At 39.8% G+C, this 16,967-nt stretch carries 23 protein-coding genes; 20 read left to right on the forward strand and 3 right to left on the reverse strand.

The window, feature by feature from the left end; genetic code table 11:
* Positions 1-66 precede the first annotated feature (66 nt).
* From Q0779_RS04310 to Q0779_RS04405, 20 genes are all read left to right on the forward strand, one after another.
* A complete protein-coding gene (locus Q0779_RS04310; RefSeq protein ID WP_298769886.1) occupies positions 67-1,041 on the forward strand; it encodes a sigma 54-interacting transcriptional regulator in 975 nt (324 codons plus the stop codon).
* Entirely contained in the window at positions 1,038-1,553 is a 516-nt protein-coding gene (locus tag Q0779_RS04315; RefSeq protein WP_298769888.1) for a hypothetical protein, read from the forward strand. The genes Q0779_RS04310 and Q0779_RS04315 overlap by 4 nt, the downstream gene beginning before the upstream one ends.
* Complete coding sequence (locus Q0779_RS04320) at positions 1,550-1,876, forward strand: hypothetical protein (RefSeq protein WP_298769890.1); 327 nt, start codon at positions 1,550-1,552, stop codon at positions 1,874-1,876. Before Q0779_RS04315 ends, Q0779_RS04320 begins: the two co-directional genes overlap by 4 nt.
* 4 nt (positions 1,877-1,880) lie before the next feature.
* On the forward strand, positions 1,881-2,249 hold the full coding sequence (locus Q0779_RS04325; protein WP_298769892.1) for a hypothetical protein: 369 nt from the start codon (positions 1,881-1,883) through the stop codon (positions 2,247-2,249).
* A complete protein-coding gene (locus Q0779_RS04330) occupies positions 2,242-2,529 on the forward strand; it encodes a hypothetical protein (protein ID WP_298769894.1) in 288 nt (95 codons plus the stop codon). The genes Q0779_RS04325 and Q0779_RS04330 overlap by 8 nt, the downstream gene beginning before the upstream one ends.
* A gap of 493 nt (positions 2,530-3,022) precedes the next feature.
* Positions 3,023-3,262 carry a RebB family R body protein gene (locus Q0779_RS04335; protein ID WP_298769896.1) on the forward strand — a complete coding sequence of 80 codons (240 nt, stop codon included), beginning with the start codon at positions 3,023-3,025 and terminating at the stop codon, positions 3,260-3,262.
* Positions 3,263-3,332: 70 nt separating this feature from the next.
* On the forward strand, positions 3,333-3,572 hold the full coding sequence (locus Q0779_RS04340) for a RebB family R body protein (protein WP_298769898.1): 240 nt from the start codon (positions 3,333-3,335) through the stop codon (positions 3,570-3,572).
* 86 nt (positions 3,573-3,658) lie between these two features.
* A complete protein-coding gene (locus Q0779_RS04345) occupies positions 3,659-3,898 on the forward strand; it encodes a RebB family R body protein (protein ID WP_298769900.1) in 240 nt (79 codons plus the stop codon).
* Between the two features lie 100 nt (positions 3,899-3,998).
* On the forward strand, positions 3,999-4,421 hold the full coding sequence (locus tag Q0779_RS04350; RefSeq protein WP_298769901.1) for a hypothetical protein: 423 nt from the start codon (positions 3,999-4,001) through the stop codon (positions 4,419-4,421).
* Positions 4,422-4,506: 85 nt separating this feature from the next.
* Positions 4,507-4,947: a DUF4157 domain-containing protein gene (locus tag Q0779_RS04355; protein WP_298769902.1), complete on the forward strand. Its 441-nt coding sequence runs from the start codon at positions 4,507-4,509 to the stop codon at positions 4,945-4,947.
* A 206-nt stretch (positions 4,948-5,153) separates the two neighbouring features.
* Complete coding sequence (locus tag Q0779_RS04360; protein ID WP_298769903.1) at positions 5,154-5,531, forward strand: hypothetical protein; 378 nt, start codon at positions 5,154-5,156, stop codon at positions 5,529-5,531.
* A gap of 283 nt (positions 5,532-5,814) precedes the next feature.
* Positions 5,815-6,687, forward strand: a complete 873-nt coding sequence (locus Q0779_RS04365) for a hypothetical protein (protein WP_298769904.1) — start codon at positions 5,815-5,817, stop codon at positions 6,685-6,687.
* Between the two features lie 128 nt (positions 6,688-6,815).
* Complete coding sequence (locus Q0779_RS04370; RefSeq protein WP_298769906.1) at positions 6,816-7,922, forward strand: DUF4157 domain-containing protein; 1,107 nt, start codon at positions 6,816-6,818, stop codon at positions 7,920-7,922.
* Between the two features lie 325 nt (positions 7,923-8,247).
* Positions 8,248-8,862: a hypothetical protein gene (locus Q0779_RS04375; RefSeq protein WP_298769908.1), complete on the forward strand. Its 615-nt coding sequence runs from the start codon at positions 8,248-8,250 to the stop codon at positions 8,860-8,862.
* A 159-nt stretch (positions 8,863-9,021) separates the two neighbouring features.
* Entirely contained in the window at positions 9,022-9,726 is a 705-nt protein-coding gene (locus Q0779_RS04380) for a hypothetical protein (RefSeq protein ID WP_298769910.1), read from the forward strand.
* A gap of 43 nt (positions 9,727-9,769) precedes the next feature.
* Positions 9,770-10,834, forward strand: coding sequence for a lipase family protein (locus tag Q0779_RS04385; RefSeq protein ID WP_298769912.1), 1,065 nt, complete (start codon positions 9,770-9,772; stop codon positions 10,832-10,834).
* Between the two features lie 44 nt (positions 10,835-10,878).
* A complete protein-coding gene (locus Q0779_RS04390) occupies positions 10,879-11,532 on the forward strand; it encodes a hypothetical protein (protein WP_298769914.1) in 654 nt (217 codons plus the stop codon).
* Positions 11,533-11,932: 400 nt separating this feature from the next.
* Positions 11,933-13,354, forward strand: a complete 1,422-nt coding sequence (locus tag Q0779_RS04395; RefSeq protein ID WP_298769916.1) for an ATP-binding protein — start codon at positions 11,933-11,935, stop codon at positions 13,352-13,354.
* Positions 13,355-13,447: 93 nt separating this feature from the next.
* The gene (locus Q0779_RS04400; protein WP_298769918.1) at positions 13,448-14,476 is read left to right on the forward strand and encodes a hypothetical protein; all 1,029 of its coding nucleotides are present in this window, start codon (positions 13,448-13,450) and stop codon (positions 14,474-14,476) included.
* A gap of 64 nt (positions 14,477-14,540) precedes the next feature.
* Positions 14,541-15,398, forward strand: coding sequence for a hypothetical protein (locus Q0779_RS04405; protein ID WP_298769920.1), 858 nt, complete (start codon positions 14,541-14,543; stop codon positions 15,396-15,398).
* Between the two features lie 152 nt (positions 15,399-15,550).
* Here the strand turns inward: Q0779_RS04405 and Q0779_RS04410 are convergent, their stop codons facing one another.
* From Q0779_RS04410 to Q0779_RS04420, 3 genes are all read right to left on the reverse strand, one after another.
* A complete protein-coding gene (locus Q0779_RS04410) occupies positions 15,551-15,754 on the reverse strand; it encodes a hypothetical protein (RefSeq protein ID WP_298769922.1) in 204 nt (67 codons plus the stop codon).
* Between the two features lie 81 nt (positions 15,755-15,835).
* The gene (locus Q0779_RS04415; RefSeq protein WP_298769923.1) at positions 15,836-16,297 is read right to left on the reverse strand and encodes a hypothetical protein; all 462 of its coding nucleotides are present in this window, start codon (positions 16,295-16,297) and stop codon (positions 15,836-15,838) included.
* Positions 16,298-16,341: 44 nt separating this feature from the next.
* Entirely contained in the window at positions 16,342-16,911 is a 570-nt protein-coding gene (locus Q0779_RS04420; RefSeq protein WP_298769924.1) for a hypothetical protein, read from the reverse strand.
* Positions 16,912-16,967 lie beyond the last annotated feature (56 nt).

Here is a 16,967-nt window from a genome sequence, read left to right on the forward strand (position 1 = left end):
TAGAAATCGAGAGTGATTTATTGGTTGTCTGGCTTAGATAACTGACCCATTATAGGGAGATGAAATATGACGTATTCGACAACAGCATTACCTGGCATTATAGGCAATGCGGCTTCTATTCATGCATTAGCGTCGCAAATAGAGAAAATTGCTGTGACAGATCATCCTGTTCTATTAAAGGGGGAAACGGGGACAGGCAAAGAGCTATTTGCTAATGCCATTCATCAATTGAGTGGCCGTAAAGGGGAAGTGATAGCCGTTAACTGCAGTGCTATTCCTGAACATTTATTTGAGTCACTCTTGTTTGGTCATGAAAAAGGGGCGTTTACAGGGGCCGATAAAAATCATGATGGCTTTTTTGCCCAGGCGGAACAGGGGACACTCTTTTTTGATGAAATCGCTGAATTACCGCTCATACATCAACCTAAATTATTACGAGTGTTAGAAACCAAATCCTTTAGCAGAATAGGCAGTGCAGAAAAACGCAAGTTCACCGGAAGGATCATTTCAGCTTCCCATGAAAATATGGAATTAAGAGTTAAAGAGAAGCGCTTTCGTGAAGATTTATATTATCGTTTAAATTTATTTGAACTATCTATTCCCTCTTTGTCTCAGCGTCGTGAAGATATCCCTTTGCTTGTGCAGCACTTTGCGAAACAAAATAAGAATATGATTTTTAGCCAATGTGCATTGGAATTACTTAAGTATGCACTATGGCCGGGTAACATTAGGCAGCTTAAAAATACCATAGATAAACTGATGATCTTAGCAGATGACGATTATTTATCGGCTCAGTGTATTCAAAATTTACTTACTTGTGAAACGGATCCACATATATTAAAGCAGCTGGCAAAAGAAATTATTGCACTGCCAAGAGAGAATAAAATAAAAGCGATTTATGATGCCTTAGTGGAAGAGTCCATGGAACAAAGTCGAGGTAATAAAACAAAAGCGGCTGAATTATTAGGTGTACATCGCAAAGTGGTGGAGCGTCGCTTACATAGGATCAATGACGGCGTTAAAGCAAGGGAGGCAAGATGACAAGGGTGTGTGATGATAATCAAGCAAGTGTGGCGAAGGCTGTAAAAGAATCAAAACATCATGAAGCACTAAAGGAAAGAGGCGAGGCAGGAAATATTGCTGAAGATAACGTCATCAGTAACCTTGATATTGATGACGCCCTCTTTCATGCCAATGTAGGGGCACAAGCACCAGAGAAAAATGGGGAAGAGCTCGATTCACAAGCGATAGCGGTTGATGTCAGTGAGCGGATAGCGCATTTAAAACAGCAAGAAAAAGAAAAGTTGACTGAGTTACTCACAGAGCTGAAAGCGCAAGCGGCATTGATGTCGACTTCAATGGTGGCTCCTAGCGATAAAGCAGAGCAACGTGCTCCTCTATTCCTTGATGGCTTACGTCTAAGAGGTGCTTTATTGTCTCCTGTGGAAGGGATGCAAAAAATTAAAGCGGTGCATCAAATCGGTTTAGGGGGGTTATTGGGTAACATTAGCGACACTTTACCTTTTGCTGACGATGAGGGGGAAGAGGCATGACACGTCGAGTGAATTATGAATTTGAGGCGACAAAAAACAGCCATGGAGAATTTATTTGCGATCTTGTGTCTGAGATCCAGGCTGAGCCCTATTTTGATGCAGAGTACCGAGATGATCACCGTCCACATTTTCAAAAAGGGAGCTATTATCAGGCCTTTGATGCAGCACAAGCGGATCGTGTGTTTAAGCAAAGTTACCAGCGAAATTTTGTTGAAGGGCATCACGATTATATTCACAATATGCGTCAACAATTTGATGCAATGCGCCAAGCCATGCTTGATCAAATGGAGTCATTCACTTTTGTTAAAAATATGAGTAAATGATTTTATGACAGCTGATTTGAATAAAATGTTGACCACAACGGAAGATTTTCAAACGGATCAGCTAAAAAAATTTGATGAGTTTATGAAGACGAGTAAAGGCGTTGTATCTAGCTTGGGAAGTGTCGCGAAAAAAGCCGAACAAGATCATAGCAAGATGCAGCAAGCCATTGCGACTTTTGAACAAGCAGAAAAAGGCGAAGATGGCTCACCTTGCTTAGCACTCAAGTATGATGAAGTGTATAAGGTAGTGATGAGCAAAGTGGTACTTCAGGGTAATGAATATCAAGACCCTACGCTGTTTTGTGATTATGTCGATGCGCGTTCAATGCAAATTACCGATGCCATGAAAAAAGGCAAAGTGAGCCATGAGTGATGGAGAAGAGAAAGAAAATGCAACGGAGTTAATCCAGGCAAATATTAATCAGTCCATTGCATCGGCTGTCGAAAGTGCCACTGATTTACTTCGTAATATCAGCACAATAGAAACAACAGTGATTGGTGTTGCGTCAGCAAAATGGTTAGCTGAGCCTGCGAATGTGGCGTATAAAGAAATTATTGAAAATGCGACACAAAATATTGCTTTTGCAGTAGAGAACTTAGCCAATGTGGGTACGGCTGGCGCAAGTGTATTGTCTGATTTAAAACCTAAGTAATAAGAGAGTTTGAATCTTGAATGTATGAATAAAATATTTTTTTGATTTATACAGACTAAATATTACAAATATCCAGTATAGTTTAAACTTTATTAATAAACTTACCTTGCACGTTTTATATTTAAAAGATAATAGGTATTGATGATTTTAATATATGTATTACCTATATACTCTTATTGGCTTTAATTTATGTACAACCTAACTCATTAAGTGCTAGATATTTTTATTTCAACTTTATTTTTAAATAGTAACCGTTAACGGTTAATTTTTAAAGTGATGGTGAGTTCATTCGTTTATTTTTCTCACCTTTTAAACCTTGTTGTGATAACCCGTCTTTATGCAGTGAATAATAGGGGCGTTTGGTCCAGCAATAAACTGACTGAAGTGTTAATTCAGTTTTATCTAACGTTTTCTCTAAATGATAGCTTGTATTGGTATTTCAAATGAGAAAACACATTTTAAGTGTAATTTAAACTCGAAAAAGGAGAGATATATGGCAGAAGCAAAGCAACCAACCACAGTGAACGGTGCGATTATTGATGCGGTATCCGCGACCAATACTAAAGTATTGGCCGAAGCACCTGCAATGGCTATGGGCAGTTTGTATCAAACGATTGGTAATTCTGTTGCTATGGCTGCAGCAAATGCTGTTTATGCACAGCAGCAAGCGAATGTGACTTGCCAAGCGGCTTGTACGTTAGGTGTCACGAAAATGTTTTCACAAAATGGATAGGTAATTGATGCTGAAAAGCTAAATATCATCAATTGTTTATTTTTACTCGTAATAACCAAGGAGGCCAATTATGGCAGAAGCAAAGCAACCCACTGTAGTCAATGGTGCCGTTATTGATTCAGTATCAGCAACAAACACTAAAGTGCTCGCCGAAGCCCCCGCAATGGCCATGGGCAGTTTATATCAAACCATTGGTAACTCAGTGGCGATGGCTGCGGCGAACGCCGTATATGCTCAGCAACAAGCCAATGTGACTTGTCAAGCGGCGAATACCTTAGGGATCACTAAGTTGTTTTCGGACAATAAGTAATCTTAATGGGAGTGGGCAAGCGTATTATTGAATGCTTGTTTTTAATTTTAAGACGTTAATTTTATTTTTTAAAATGGAGAAAAATCATGGCAGAAGCAACTCAACCTACTGTAGTTAATGGTGCTGTTATCGATGCAGTTTCAGCGACAAATACGAAAGTGTTAGCGGAAGCGCCAGCAATGGCGATGGGCAGTTTATATCAAACTATCGGTAATTCTGTTGCCATGGCGGCGGCGAACGCAGTGTATGCACAGCAACAAGCCAATGTGACTTGTCAGGCGGCAAATACCTTAGGGATCACTAAGTTATTCTCGCAAAATAAGTAATCACTAAGGTTATGTTTATCCTCACCGGGTTCGGTGAGGATATTGTCAATTGATTCAGTCAGCCTTGAGCAATGAATGATTATCGAATGGGGAAGAAAGTATGAGCGAAGCGGGCAGTGAAGATGTGAGTAAAACGGATAGTCAACAGCATGAAAACAGTGGAATGATCTCTACACAAGGTGGCGCCTCTAGTGGGATAAGTGGATTGTTTAAAGCGATCCCTGGAGATGACAACTGCGGCCATCAATGGTCATTTAATTTTAATAAAGCACAAAATGAAGTGGATTTTACCGTTACTTTGAGCAGTCCTGCGGTGCTTATGGATATTGATCATCAGCATTTGAAAACGACATTGGCGCTTGATGATATCAATCAACTCATTATGTGGTTGTTTCAAGTGAAAAGTATCGCTAAAAAAGCCATGGAAATCTCAAATTCAACAACCCAAGCCTCAGTGAGTGCAGCTGCTAAGGGAGCGGCCCCTGCAGGAGCGGCTCAGTTGAGTGCACCGGTCAAGCGTTAATACATCATTGAAAAATAAATCGGTTTTTCCAGGTACATGCTGTCTCTTCCTGTGGCTTGGGGATAATTGACGATAGGAAATAATTATGCTTTATCATCAACAGGCACTTTTTTCGATCTGGCATTGGCCTTATCAATCATGTTCTAGCATCAGGCAAGGGAGCTGGCCGACGAATGTGTTAGTGCGGGAAAGACATTTTGGTAATTTACCGCTTAAATTAAAATCGGCCATGGAGGCCATTACGGGAGAGAACCTTCAATGTGTTCGCGTTCATTATAATTCTTCAGAGCCTGCCAAAGTACAAGCCCATGCTTACGCTCAAGGGCTTGATATTTACCTTGCGCCAGGACAAGAACACCATTTACCCCATGAACTAGGCCATGTTGTGCAGCAATTGAAAGGCATGGTTAAACCCACTCGTAAACTTAATGGTCTTGACATTAATGATGATGAACGCCTCGAGCAGCATGCCACTTTATTAGGGGAGCAAGCACTCAAAAGAGCATGGCTGAGTGAGCGAGTTTGATGAAAATACAGCCTTATTTTGAATGATTGGATTAAGTCAGATAAAGGAAAGGCAGTGTATGTATACATGAGGTGTATCATGATACAACTAATTGATTTTTAAGTATAAAGATTCATAAACATAAGGGTGCAATTGATGTTAAATGCTGCGTTAACGTGTCAGTGTTATTTTTTCTATTGTATTGGTTTCAATACAGGGGGAATATTATGAGTACCAAATTCAGCATCATAGTGAGCTTTTGTGGGTTAATCTGTGGTTGTACGTCTTCATATGAATCATTATATGGCACCGTAGTCCCTTTTGAGGGAGGAAAATATCAATCTATTGTCATTGCGAATGATAAAGCGATGGTATTACGACAAGCTGCACATGATCTTAGGGTGTTTTGTCAACAACGAGGAGACCAGTATTATGTGGTTGAGTCTCAAAAAACGATCTATCGTACACCTGATAAACTGGAAACAGGTAACCCGTTTATCAATGCAATTGGCGATATCATGGTCGAAAATGACAATAGAAAACATGGTGATGCATTTGAGACCATGACCTTTTTTCGGTGCAAAGAACCAAAGTTATCATCATAAGCAGTCAATAATAACCTTGCTGATATTTTATTGATCCCAAAAATAAATGATCTACTTCTCATCTTTATTTTATTCAGTGTGTTTTTTCAATGAATAATTCTTTTCATTAATGCTCACTGATTAATATTCAAAAGATGATATTGAAGGCCCTCTTAGGTGATGTTGGTTGTTAATAATTTCCAGAGTTATTTCGACAAGGTGATTTTTTATTTTTTAATGATGAATTTAATTAACTCAGGCTAAATATATATCTATTTAGTATCAATTAAACGAGCAAAGTAATATGTATACTCAAAAACAAAAAATCACACAAAAAAATAGACAAGCCTCTATGAAAAAGGCTGCCAATACGTCATTGCTTGGTTTGTCGCATTGGCATAGCCAAGTCAATCATTTGTCAGGGATCATTCAACGGAGAAGGGCGGTGGGTTGGTACCGAACAAAAGAAGCCACTCGACTTCGGCAAACCGCGGCGCCTCATGATGAAATTATTGCGGTTCCCAATGGGGTGTTGGTTAAGATTTTAGATGACAGAGTGAATAACTTTGCCGTTAAACTCATTCCTCGGGATCATCGCTGGGCGAGTTATGGTGGCCAAGTGGGTTGGATAGCCAGCACGCGACTGCGCAATGACCCCGATACGGATTATTATTGGAATACCTACCACAATAATAATGCACCTGCGTTATTTAGTTTAGCAAATTTGCAATATCTGTCAGTGAGTAATGGGATTGTGGGCAGTATTTATTTTGAAGATGCTGCAGGTAATAATGGCCGTATACGCCTGAATCATCCATCGGGACCAGCAGTGGAGTCTCATGTTCACCCTGTTGAAGTTTATACCCATGGGAATATTGATGCGGCGAAACCTAGCCGTGCCAAGCGAGGGGAGGGGATCGCTGCAACTCGATTGTTTATGACGAATAATGGTTGGCGTAATCCACCACAAGTTGGCGAATATGTGTATGAGCTTTGGGCCAATGGCCCAAATGTGGCAGCCAGTCACCCTTCTCGTGGGCAATACACATTACCTGTTAATTTTACTCAAAATATGATCAATGTGCTTTATCATGCGGTACAAACAGAGCAGATTGGTAATAGCATCATGAGTAAACTGCGTAATCATGCCAATATGGCCGTTCAACTTAATGAATAGGCATTAAATATAATAGAATGCTTTTTAACCGCATACATCATATTATGCTGCTACTCTTTGTGGTTATAGGGAGACCATGTTTAAGCAATAATGAATTAACGCCAACACAATAAGACAAAGGGAATATGATGCCCGTTTATCTATCAGAACAAGCCAAAGAGACAAGTAAACAATGCCACCAAGGTGCAAAAACGCCGTTGTTACTCAAGCAAAAACGGGTTAAAAAAAAGAGACCAAATATCGCTAAAGGTCCGAGGCACAGTATTGCTCAGTTGCAGATAAAGCCTAATAATACAGGTCTTCCCGATACATTAAAAATGGGTATGGAGCGTCTATCAGGCATAAGTCTTGACCATGTCAAAGTACATTATAATTCTTCTAAACCCGCAGCATTTCAGGCTCATGCGTATGCGCAGGGGAGTGATATACATTTAAGTGCTGGCCAAGAAAAACATTTACCTCATGAGCTGAGTCATGTCGTGCAGCAAGCACAAGGGCGCGTCAGACCAACCACTTCAATTGGGGGGATGGCGGTGAATGATAATGCAGGATTGGAGAAAGAAGCTGATATGATGGGGGCGAAAGCGTTGCAAATGAAAGCGTCAAGGCATCAACTTGAAAAACAGCCTGAAACGTTGATGCACTTCCAGACTCCATGCCGTCAACTTTATCGCACTGTTATACAGTTAAAGAGTCTCAATGGCATTTTACTCGATGAAACCGTGCCTTACCCTAATAATAATCAAGCGGCGATATTAATGCATATGGCAGGGGAGTGGGATGGAATAAATGGCCATGCGGTTGATGGTGGGCATTTGCTTAGTACAATGGAGCAACTTTATGGCCCTGCTGTGGCAAAATCAATGCCGAATGGTGAGTCTGCTGCTGGAGTGCATTTTGCTGGGGGATTACCAGGGGATCGTATCACAGCCCACCAACATAGATTTAAATTGGTGAAAAATAATCCTGGAGGGGGTGCGCGTCGAGTGTCGGCATCAAAAGACAGTACATTTTGGCCACGGAGCTGGTCGAGTAACAATTTAGTGAATACCTTGAATCATTCTTACCGTAATGGCAATGCGACCGATTGGGCGAGTAAACAAAATACCTCTTATTGGTATCGATGGCAAACACTAGGCGCTAATACCCTTTTTCCAATTGAAAGGATCACGAGAATAACGGGTTCAGATCGTAACAAGATGAAAGAAGGCAGAGCAAGAGCACTGGATTATTAGTCGTATTCATGCTGGTGCTTACTTCTTTAAGAAAGAATAATATTGATGAAGAGTCATAATGTCTGTTTATCACATTCCTCCATCCACGGGTGGTACCTAAATAAGCGATAACGCTGTAAAAAGGCACCACAAACCTTGCCCGTAGGATCCACTAAACGTGTTTTACTCTTTGTTGTAGACCTCTTTATTAAAGAAAGGGGCTTAGAAGACTAGGCTGTACTCACTACGCTGCGATTAAAACACATTGAGTTCGAACATAATTTAACCATGAAAAATCAACAGCCCCTAATCCTCATTTATTTACCCTAAATTAAAGGAAATGATTATGTATAGTAAAATGAAAAAAAACACGCGAGAAAAAGGTTTTGTGAATAAAGTGGTATTGAAACGGTCAATTAACTCGTTAACAAATATTGTGCAAGGGCGTTTTTATGCGCCATTACCCGAACAAGGGACTGAGTGGAATACTTTGTTGGATAATATTAATACATTACACAATGCACATGCATTACCGAATAAGGCTGATATTGATCATTTCATTGGCGATAGTGAAGCTATTTGGCATGGTGATGAGGAGCACAGTGGCAGTGTGAACCGCTTTAATGCATTTGTCACATTAAAAGGTAAGGTGAAGGCGGGGCTAGAGCAGTTAAAGTTAGATCCTAATGATTCAAGTACATTAAATTGGGGAGACATTATTCACTACTTAACCAATCAAATTAATGCTAAAGGTTTCATTACGGTAAATTCGAATCAAGGAGCATTAGGCGGAGGACATGGGAATGGTTGGTTTTGGAATGCAATCGGTGTGACAACCGGTTCGATCCCTGATTCGACGCATGGACAGAGTGCCGGGGCATTGAACGGTGCTAGAGGATCGGTACGTACAGTGATTATTGCACATAATGATGCTATTAATGCAGAGAAATTGAATTGGTGAATGGATTTGTCAAGGCGACTATGAAGGTTGAAGGGGGGGAGAAGCAATATATTCATGTTTAAATCGATGAATGCAGCGGAATAACAATTCATATCATATTATCCACTATTGATAGTGATTAACTCTCCTTTATTTTAAAACCAATCAATGACTTTTATTATGAACATACGCAATCATATCGAATTGTTGACAGAAAAACGTACCTATTTTTTAAGTATTGGGCTGTCAATGTTGTTTATATTATTAACGCTGATAAATATTATTTTTATTATTGTGGGTTGGCAATTAAATCAAATATGGACCTTATTTGGTGCATTAGCCATGATGTTATTGTTAATTAATGCACCGAGAAACATATTAACCTTATTGGTCTTGATGATTTTATCGACACTGGTGGTCGATGAAGAGTCCTTATTAGAAGTTGCCGCGAGTATTCAAGGCGAGCCATTAACCAATATACGTGACAGTCGTCAATTTGAAGCACCTACCATCACATCGGTTAATCAAGTCGAAGTGAAATTAACCGATAAGCTCAATAAATTATTAAAAAGCAGAAAGGATCCAGAAGAAGTGATCCAAAGCTTAGAATCGTACCGCACAGAGCTACAGGTAAAAACAGATTTATCGGGGCTTGATGAGGTCGATAAAGCTGTTATTCAAGCATTCTCGAGTCATGGTCGATTAACCGAAAAGGCTTTTTTCTCGGTGATGAAAAATCAAGGTTATACAGAGGAAAGAGCCATTACCTCATATAAAAAGCTGGCGACGGCAGATTATATTGCCAGTTCTCCAGATGATTTCCAACAAGCACAATTAACTAAGCAAGGCATGGCACTTGTTAAGGCGTTAAAAGACAAGCATTAATGGATAAGCATCGAAAGCATAAAAAGTCATAAGGAGCACAGTGTTGAAGAGCGAAATAATTCAATCCCCTGCAGATAGACAACAAGTTGAAATATTATTAGATAGAAGTGTGCCGACTTATAGGCAGGCTTACAGTGATAGAACCGCGTGGTTATTGGCGTGTTTATCTGAACTGGCCTACGTGCGTTTTAACCCGCTGATTAATGATGATACGGCTAAGCTGCAACTATTATCACAAGTCGGTGAATTAATGGGAAAGCAATCCCAATCCTCTTTACTGCAGATGATAGACAGCTTAGGTTACGATCATTTGGCAGAGAAAAAATTTTTAATGCGTGAATTAGATCAATTACGCATGAAATTAGTAGAAACATTTGATGAGGGGGGGACCCAAGCCATTTTAGTGAGTTGTTCACAATTTCTTATTTTATCATTTCGAGGCACAGAATCGGATAGTTTAGAAGACATTAAAACGGATGCTAAAGCCTTTACGACTCAGTGTCAGTCAGGAGGCATGGTGCATTCGGGTTTTAATCAAGCTTATGACAAAATTGAAAACCCGCTTAAATTGGCCTTGAGCAAGCTGGGTGTGAAGCAAAAGCCACTGTTGATCACCGGTCACAGTTTAGGTGGCGCTTTAGCCACAATTGCAGCTAAAAGGCTCGTTCATGAAGGGGGGATCGCCGCTTGCTATACCTTTGGCTCTCCTCGAGTGGGTGATGAAACTTGGGTTATGTCTATTAAAACACCCATTTATCGACTCGTGAATGCGGCTGATTGTGTCACTATGATGCCGCCTGGGGCTGATACCATTACCGCTTTGAGCTGGTTATTACGCTTTATGCCGAGGTTTGGAGAAACATTGCGGCTAAAGTTGCAAACTAAATTTGGCGGCTATTATCATGGTGGTGATATGCGTTATATGACTCATTGTGATAGTGGTGATTATAAAAATGTACAGCTTCTTGTTTCAGTGAGTTTTTTTCGCCGCATGCAAGGGCTTATTATTAAAAATTTGGGTTGGAAAAAAGCACTCGCTGATCACTCTATTACTATTTATCGAAAAAAACTCATGGTCATTGCCCATAAACGGGCAAGTGAAAAGTAACACTAATCCTTCTTTTCTTATCCTATTTTTTATTGAGCCATTCTATGAGTCATAAACAGACTGCGCGTGTCGCATTAGTTCCCCCTGTACAAAAGTCCGTATCATTTAATCAAGAAGCGTTAACACAGCAACTCATCCGTCATGAAGGCTTGATGTGTGGCCTTTATTTGCGTCGCAATAGTGAAGTTTTTATTGGTGTGGGACGTAATTTATCTCGTGTCGGTGTGAGTGAGGAAGAAGCCTACTACTTAATTAGTCGGGACGTAAAAAGGCTTAAACCTTTACTTGAACAGGAAGAAAATCAATTCGTCCAAGGTGTACATCAATTGGAAAATGAGGCAGCTTTGTCTTTGCCGGCATTGCTTTCAGATCCTCATAAAGTGGCTTATTTGTTTGATAATGGGATCACCCAGCAAGAAGCCCACTATTTATTGGCTAATGATATTAAACGTATTGAAGTCCAATTGAGTCAAGCTTGGGCGAGTTTTTCAACACTGCCTTTTCATCATCAAGCTGTGTTGATTAATATGGCTTTTGACATTGGTGTGAGCCAAGTGTTGCGGGCTCGAGATTTATTGGCTGCCTTGGCGGAGGGAGCCATTCAATTTGCAGCCATAGAGCTGGAAGTGTCTGACTGGGCAAAGTTAGAAGGGAAAAGGGTTAAAGAGCTGGTGGCTCAATTGAGACTGGCCTATTAAAGTAAAGGTTAAGTGGATGAAAATAGACTTTGTGTTGTTTGTTTTTTTCATTTGGTTGCTATTAGTGATGATCGAAGTGAAAAATATTACCGAGGATATTCCTTGGTTAATTCATTTATTTCCATAATGTGTGAAATAAGTGAATATGGGTGGCGATAAGTGACCTTTTATTTTATGAATATGGATGATTAAAACCTGTCAATAAATAATCTAACCAATGGTAAATGAGTTTTTATTATTACGTTGCTTTTAATTTTCACTGAATTATCACGAGTATATATTGTCATTGGTCTTTTTTGAGCAGTTTCATTTTTTATTATGGTTAATATTAACCGTATTGCTTTTATGGCATTTAAATTGCTGCATAGTAAGGTCTTTGGGTCATTAAGATTGGCGTCTTATGCTGAATAATAATGTATTAAATCTGGAACAGATTAATGACGAACAGTCTTTAGTTAAATCCAATATTCAAGATTTAGAAAACGAAATGGCTTGGTGTGAGCACATCATAGATACACGTTTAAAATTGCATTTTAAACAAGATAAGGATGATTTATCTGTTTTCGAGCTCCCTACGCCAGCACGACTTACTGCATTATCACATTTTGCTCAATTTGTTATGAAGCATGCTTTACAGGTAGAGGCGAGGCTCATACTCATTTTGGCTTTAGTACCAGTATTAAAACCAAAAATGTTGGATGTACTAACCTGCCAAAATGAACTGACTTTACGTCCATTTACTGAATTCGCTTGTGTCGAAGACAAGGGATATTGGTATGCAACAGGAGAAACGGTCAGTTTCTTATTGGGAGGTGATGATCTGAGTACGCGTTTAAAGGTACAGTCAATACTGCAGACAACAGAAGGGAGTGGGCTGCAAGAAGCACTTGCACTCAGTGTTTCTCATGACTTTCCTGTTTTATTGAAAGTGCCGCTAAAGCTACGGCCTAGCTATCTAGAGTACTTTACAACAGCCAATGAACATCGCCCTGAGTTATTTGATGACTTTTGTGCAACGCGGATGAACAGCACATTAGAGTGGCAAGATTTAGTTTTACCTAATAGTGTGATGGAGCCATTAGAAGAGATTCAGTTTTGGGCGAATAAGGGACAAGCATTACTGAATGAATGGGGATTGATGCATAAGCTCAGACCTGGCTTTCGAGCACTATTTTATGGCCCTCCCGGAACAGGAAAAACCATGGCGGTCAGTGTATTGGGTAAAGCCATTAGTCACTGTGTTTATCGCGTCGATTTATCGAAAGTGATTTCTAAATATATTGGCGAGACGGAAACGAATTTAGAGCAAATTTTTACTTTGGCTGAAAGTCAAAACTGGATTTTATTTTTTGATGAAGCCGATGCATTATTTGGTAAACGCACGCAAGCGTCTGGTGCTAATGATCAATTTGCTAATCAAAATGTGGCTTACTTATTACAACGTATTGAATGTTTTTCAGGCTTAAGTGTATTAGCGACTAATTTCAAAGATAATTTAGACGATGCTTTTTTTAGGCGTTTTGAATCTGTTATTTATTTTCCTAAACCCAATGCTAATGAGCGTTTACGTTTATGGCGTCAAGGTTTTTCTCCTCTATCAACACTGGAACCGGCTATCGATTTAGAGCTTATTGCCAAGGAATATAGCTTATCGGGGGCCGAAATCATGAATGTGATCCGTTTTGCTTCTTTGCAAGCATTACGAACAGGGGGCAATGAAATTTCTCATGCCGCTCTTTTAGAGGGGATCCGCCGACAAAAAGTGCAGGAAGGTAATAAGGCTGATGTAACCGTTGAGCCTCATCTTGATCTGTTCGGTTAGTCTTGGTTTGGAGGCTGACTGAATAACAAAGTTAAACGGATAATAAAAATGACTTTTTAATAAATGTGTAATCAATGATTAAGGATATTATATATGGAACAGCAACAAACAAGTATAGTTTCGGTAGCGGCAATAGAAGAGGCTACGCATTCCGTAACCACCCACAATGTGCCTCAGGAAATAAGACCTGCGGACAATATTGCACCGTTAACAGAAAATGAGGCGTTACCGCATGCAATATCAAATACACAAAGCAAAGTACAAGAGACAAAGGAGTCTCCTGTACAAAGAGTCGAGGCGATAACGAGCACGACACCCACTCAATTTATTTATGCTTCAGGTCGTTTAAGGCCTCACTTTACTAATTTAGGATTGGAAAAAGAGAGTGAAGCTGCAACCAAGTTATTAAATTTAAAACCCAATGATTATTATGCACTGTTTACTTATCAAGATGAGCATAATGATCAACCTTATCGCTATTTGGCTGAGCAAGTCAGTTGGATCCTAACGATTGATAATCAAGATACGTATGTATTGCTGCCAAATAGCAATGATGAGCTCAATGCGTTTATTAATACCCTTGAGGTGAGTGATGCACATAATGTGGCAGATGAAGTGCTATCGGTTGCTATTGGAGAGCTTGGGCCTGTCGCCCCTGATGCATTAAGTAATCGCCAGCCTCTACATATGGTGAGGTGTTATCATTTATACCATTTCACGACGGCTGAACTCATGTCAGAGCTGAGTGTTCATAATACCACCACAACCGCTATTCGAGATGTGCTAACGGCCTTAGTACCTAAACCCAATGTTGGTGAGTCAGACAGTGAGCGGGCAAAGAACTTTTTGGCTTACCGTTATGCCACGATTTATGCGAAAACCGCTGGACTTCAGGCGAATAAAGAAAACAATGCTACTGAAGACAAAGATAGCGATCAATTTTTAGAGAATCTAGAAACTAAGCCGTCTAACACATCACCAGGTAGAAAGATAATCGATGTTATCTTTACCTATCAACGTAATGTAAGTGGGCGTAAGAGTACCTTGTATACCAGTGTCGATGTGACCGACTTGTATCCTTTTCTTCATTCTAACTTGATGGATTATGTGCCTTCTAATTAATGTGTTAGCAAGGCTTCAATTAACCCGTTCATTAATGTTTAACCCGATGAAGAGTGAGTAAAAGATGAATGAAATAACCCCTAACAGCGGTGATGGCCAACTCACCTATTTATATATCAATGGATATATAAAAGCAGATTTTCCCACCAAAGGATTAAAAAAAGAATTTGAGCGTTGCTGTCAATGCATCAATGATGAAGGTGAAAAACACCAGTTTTTACCAGCGAAAGAGTCGACAGTGGCCAAGCAATCTACTGATGAGTTTAAACAACAACTCTATGATCTAGTATCTAAAGCGGATTATCGTTATATTGCCCGCTTAATGACTTGGCGTTTCACTAATAGTTATGGCCATGATATTTATAATCTTACCCCGACCGAGTCACAATTACCGGCCATGATAGCGGCGATTAAACCCAAAAAGAACAAGCTAGCCAAGCCGATGGTACTGGTGGGATACAGTACCCCTCATGTTAATGGGGAGCTTCCAACAGTCGATGTGAGACGATTAACCAAAGTCAGTCCTTCATCCATCATTAAGTCGATTAAAGCGACGATGCCTAATATTGATGTGGATAAACTCAAGCTTATTGTGGCTGAGATCTTATCATTAAGCACCAATAGTGGTGATAATGATCAAGACCGAGCCCTTAATTACATTTTGTATCAAAATTTAGCCATTTATTCGAGAAGTTATGAGCTTCTTCATGGCGAGGGCACAGGAGGACAGGCTTTAGCTAATGCACGATTGATGAATATTCAAGTGGTGCCTTTGCAAAGCGGTGATAGGTATGTCGTTAAAGTTATTTTTGAATATCAGTCGACTCAAGGGGGGACGCAATATTGGTACTCTGCGGTTGATGTGACCGATGAATATCCGTTTTTATTGGAATCTTTTGAACGGTTTTTGCCTCGTTATTGACCCTTTAATCAGGTTGCTTCTAATGATGAAGCAACCTTTTAGTATCAATGGCTTGCGGCTTGATGCTTATCTCCTTCCATTTTATATATTTGTCTTAACTCCTTTCATTTCCTCTCTTCTTTTAATGCCTCTTTTTACTTATTTTTTGAGCTTTATTGTTTATTTATGTTATCTACTGCCTGCTGGAGTTTTCTAACATAAGACTGGTGTTGATTTTCAATGTGTTTACATTGATCTTGTGTCGTGTGTTTGATGGAAGCCAGTGCGATGCAATCTTGAGTGCGCTTGAGTATTGGAGCACTATTGAGATCCCTTGGAGGTTGCCAGTACCAATCAAAAATATCGTCTGTTTTCATATGTTGTTCCTTCACAGTGAATGCTGTTGTGACTCTTGTTGTGAGAGGAGCGTTATCAAATGGATAACGCACAGAGTATCGTTATTGCACCTTATCTTTTGATGGATAAAGTGACATATTTTCAGGATCGGGGATAGGAAGATAAGGGTGCTGCTTAACGAGTTCGATATAAAATTTTTGTACAAAATGATAAAGTTGGATCACATCTTGTTGTTGTTGAGTACGTTTGCGTCTTTCTTTACCGTAATCAAAGCGTCCTCTAACCTCTTCTGGATCTAGGCAAGCTAAGTAAACTTGACTGAGTCCGGATAATAAGCATAGGTACTGCTGACTAAACTGGATGGCTTGTTGCTTTAAAAGTTGAGGATCAACATGATCATTGAGCTGGTATTCGTTGACGCGAATTAAAAAAGATCGCATCTGTTGCTCTAACGGTTTTAATTTATTTGGGTTTTCATCATTTAATTGGCTATTGGTAATAACCTGTGTGAGTACAGTGTTGATATTAAGAAACCCAGTTTCTTTGAGATTTAGATCTGACATGGTTGTGGCTCCTTGGTGTATGGAATGGATGAGGGATGCATGGCTTAAATGTCTTTGTCATCGAAAAGCTGCTTTAAAAACAGTGACTCGTTTTTATGAGCGTTTTCATCATGAGAAGAGTCACCACTGACTTTGGATAATACGGATGTATTCTCGGTTGCAGTGAGAGAGGAGGTACTAGAAGGAGTGGATGGCATGCCATCTTGTTTATCGTGTGTCTTTGCCTTCAACGTGATTGTGCTCTCATGAGTGGAAAGCGGGTTGCGCCATAATGTGTGTCGCTCAAGTTCTGTATAAGTGTGGTGAAGCCGATTAAGTTGCTGGTAAAAATGTTCAACGATTTGATGAAACTGTTGTAAGTCTTGCTTGTTGTTTATGTGTGAAGCGTCGAATAATGCATTGAGTTTGACAATGATGGCCATTATGTCAGCCTTGTCCTTTATGAGCGAATCAAGGAGTGATTGGGAGGGGGATTGTGCACTTTGCTGTAATTGTAATATGGCGAGTTTTTTCGCCCAATTAAGCAGTATGTGTTTATCTGGGTGATGTTTGTCTTCATTGGAGAAGAGTTGTTTGATGCTTGACAACAAGGGTAAATATTCAGGTATTTTCATCATCGATTCCTATTCGACATTTTTATTAAGAATAATAAATCAATAAACGGGCCAGA

This window comes from uncultured Shewanella sp., from assembly GCF_947491715.1.
Lineage (GTDB): Bacteria > Pseudomonadota > Gammaproteobacteria > Enterobacterales > Shewanellaceae > Shewanella.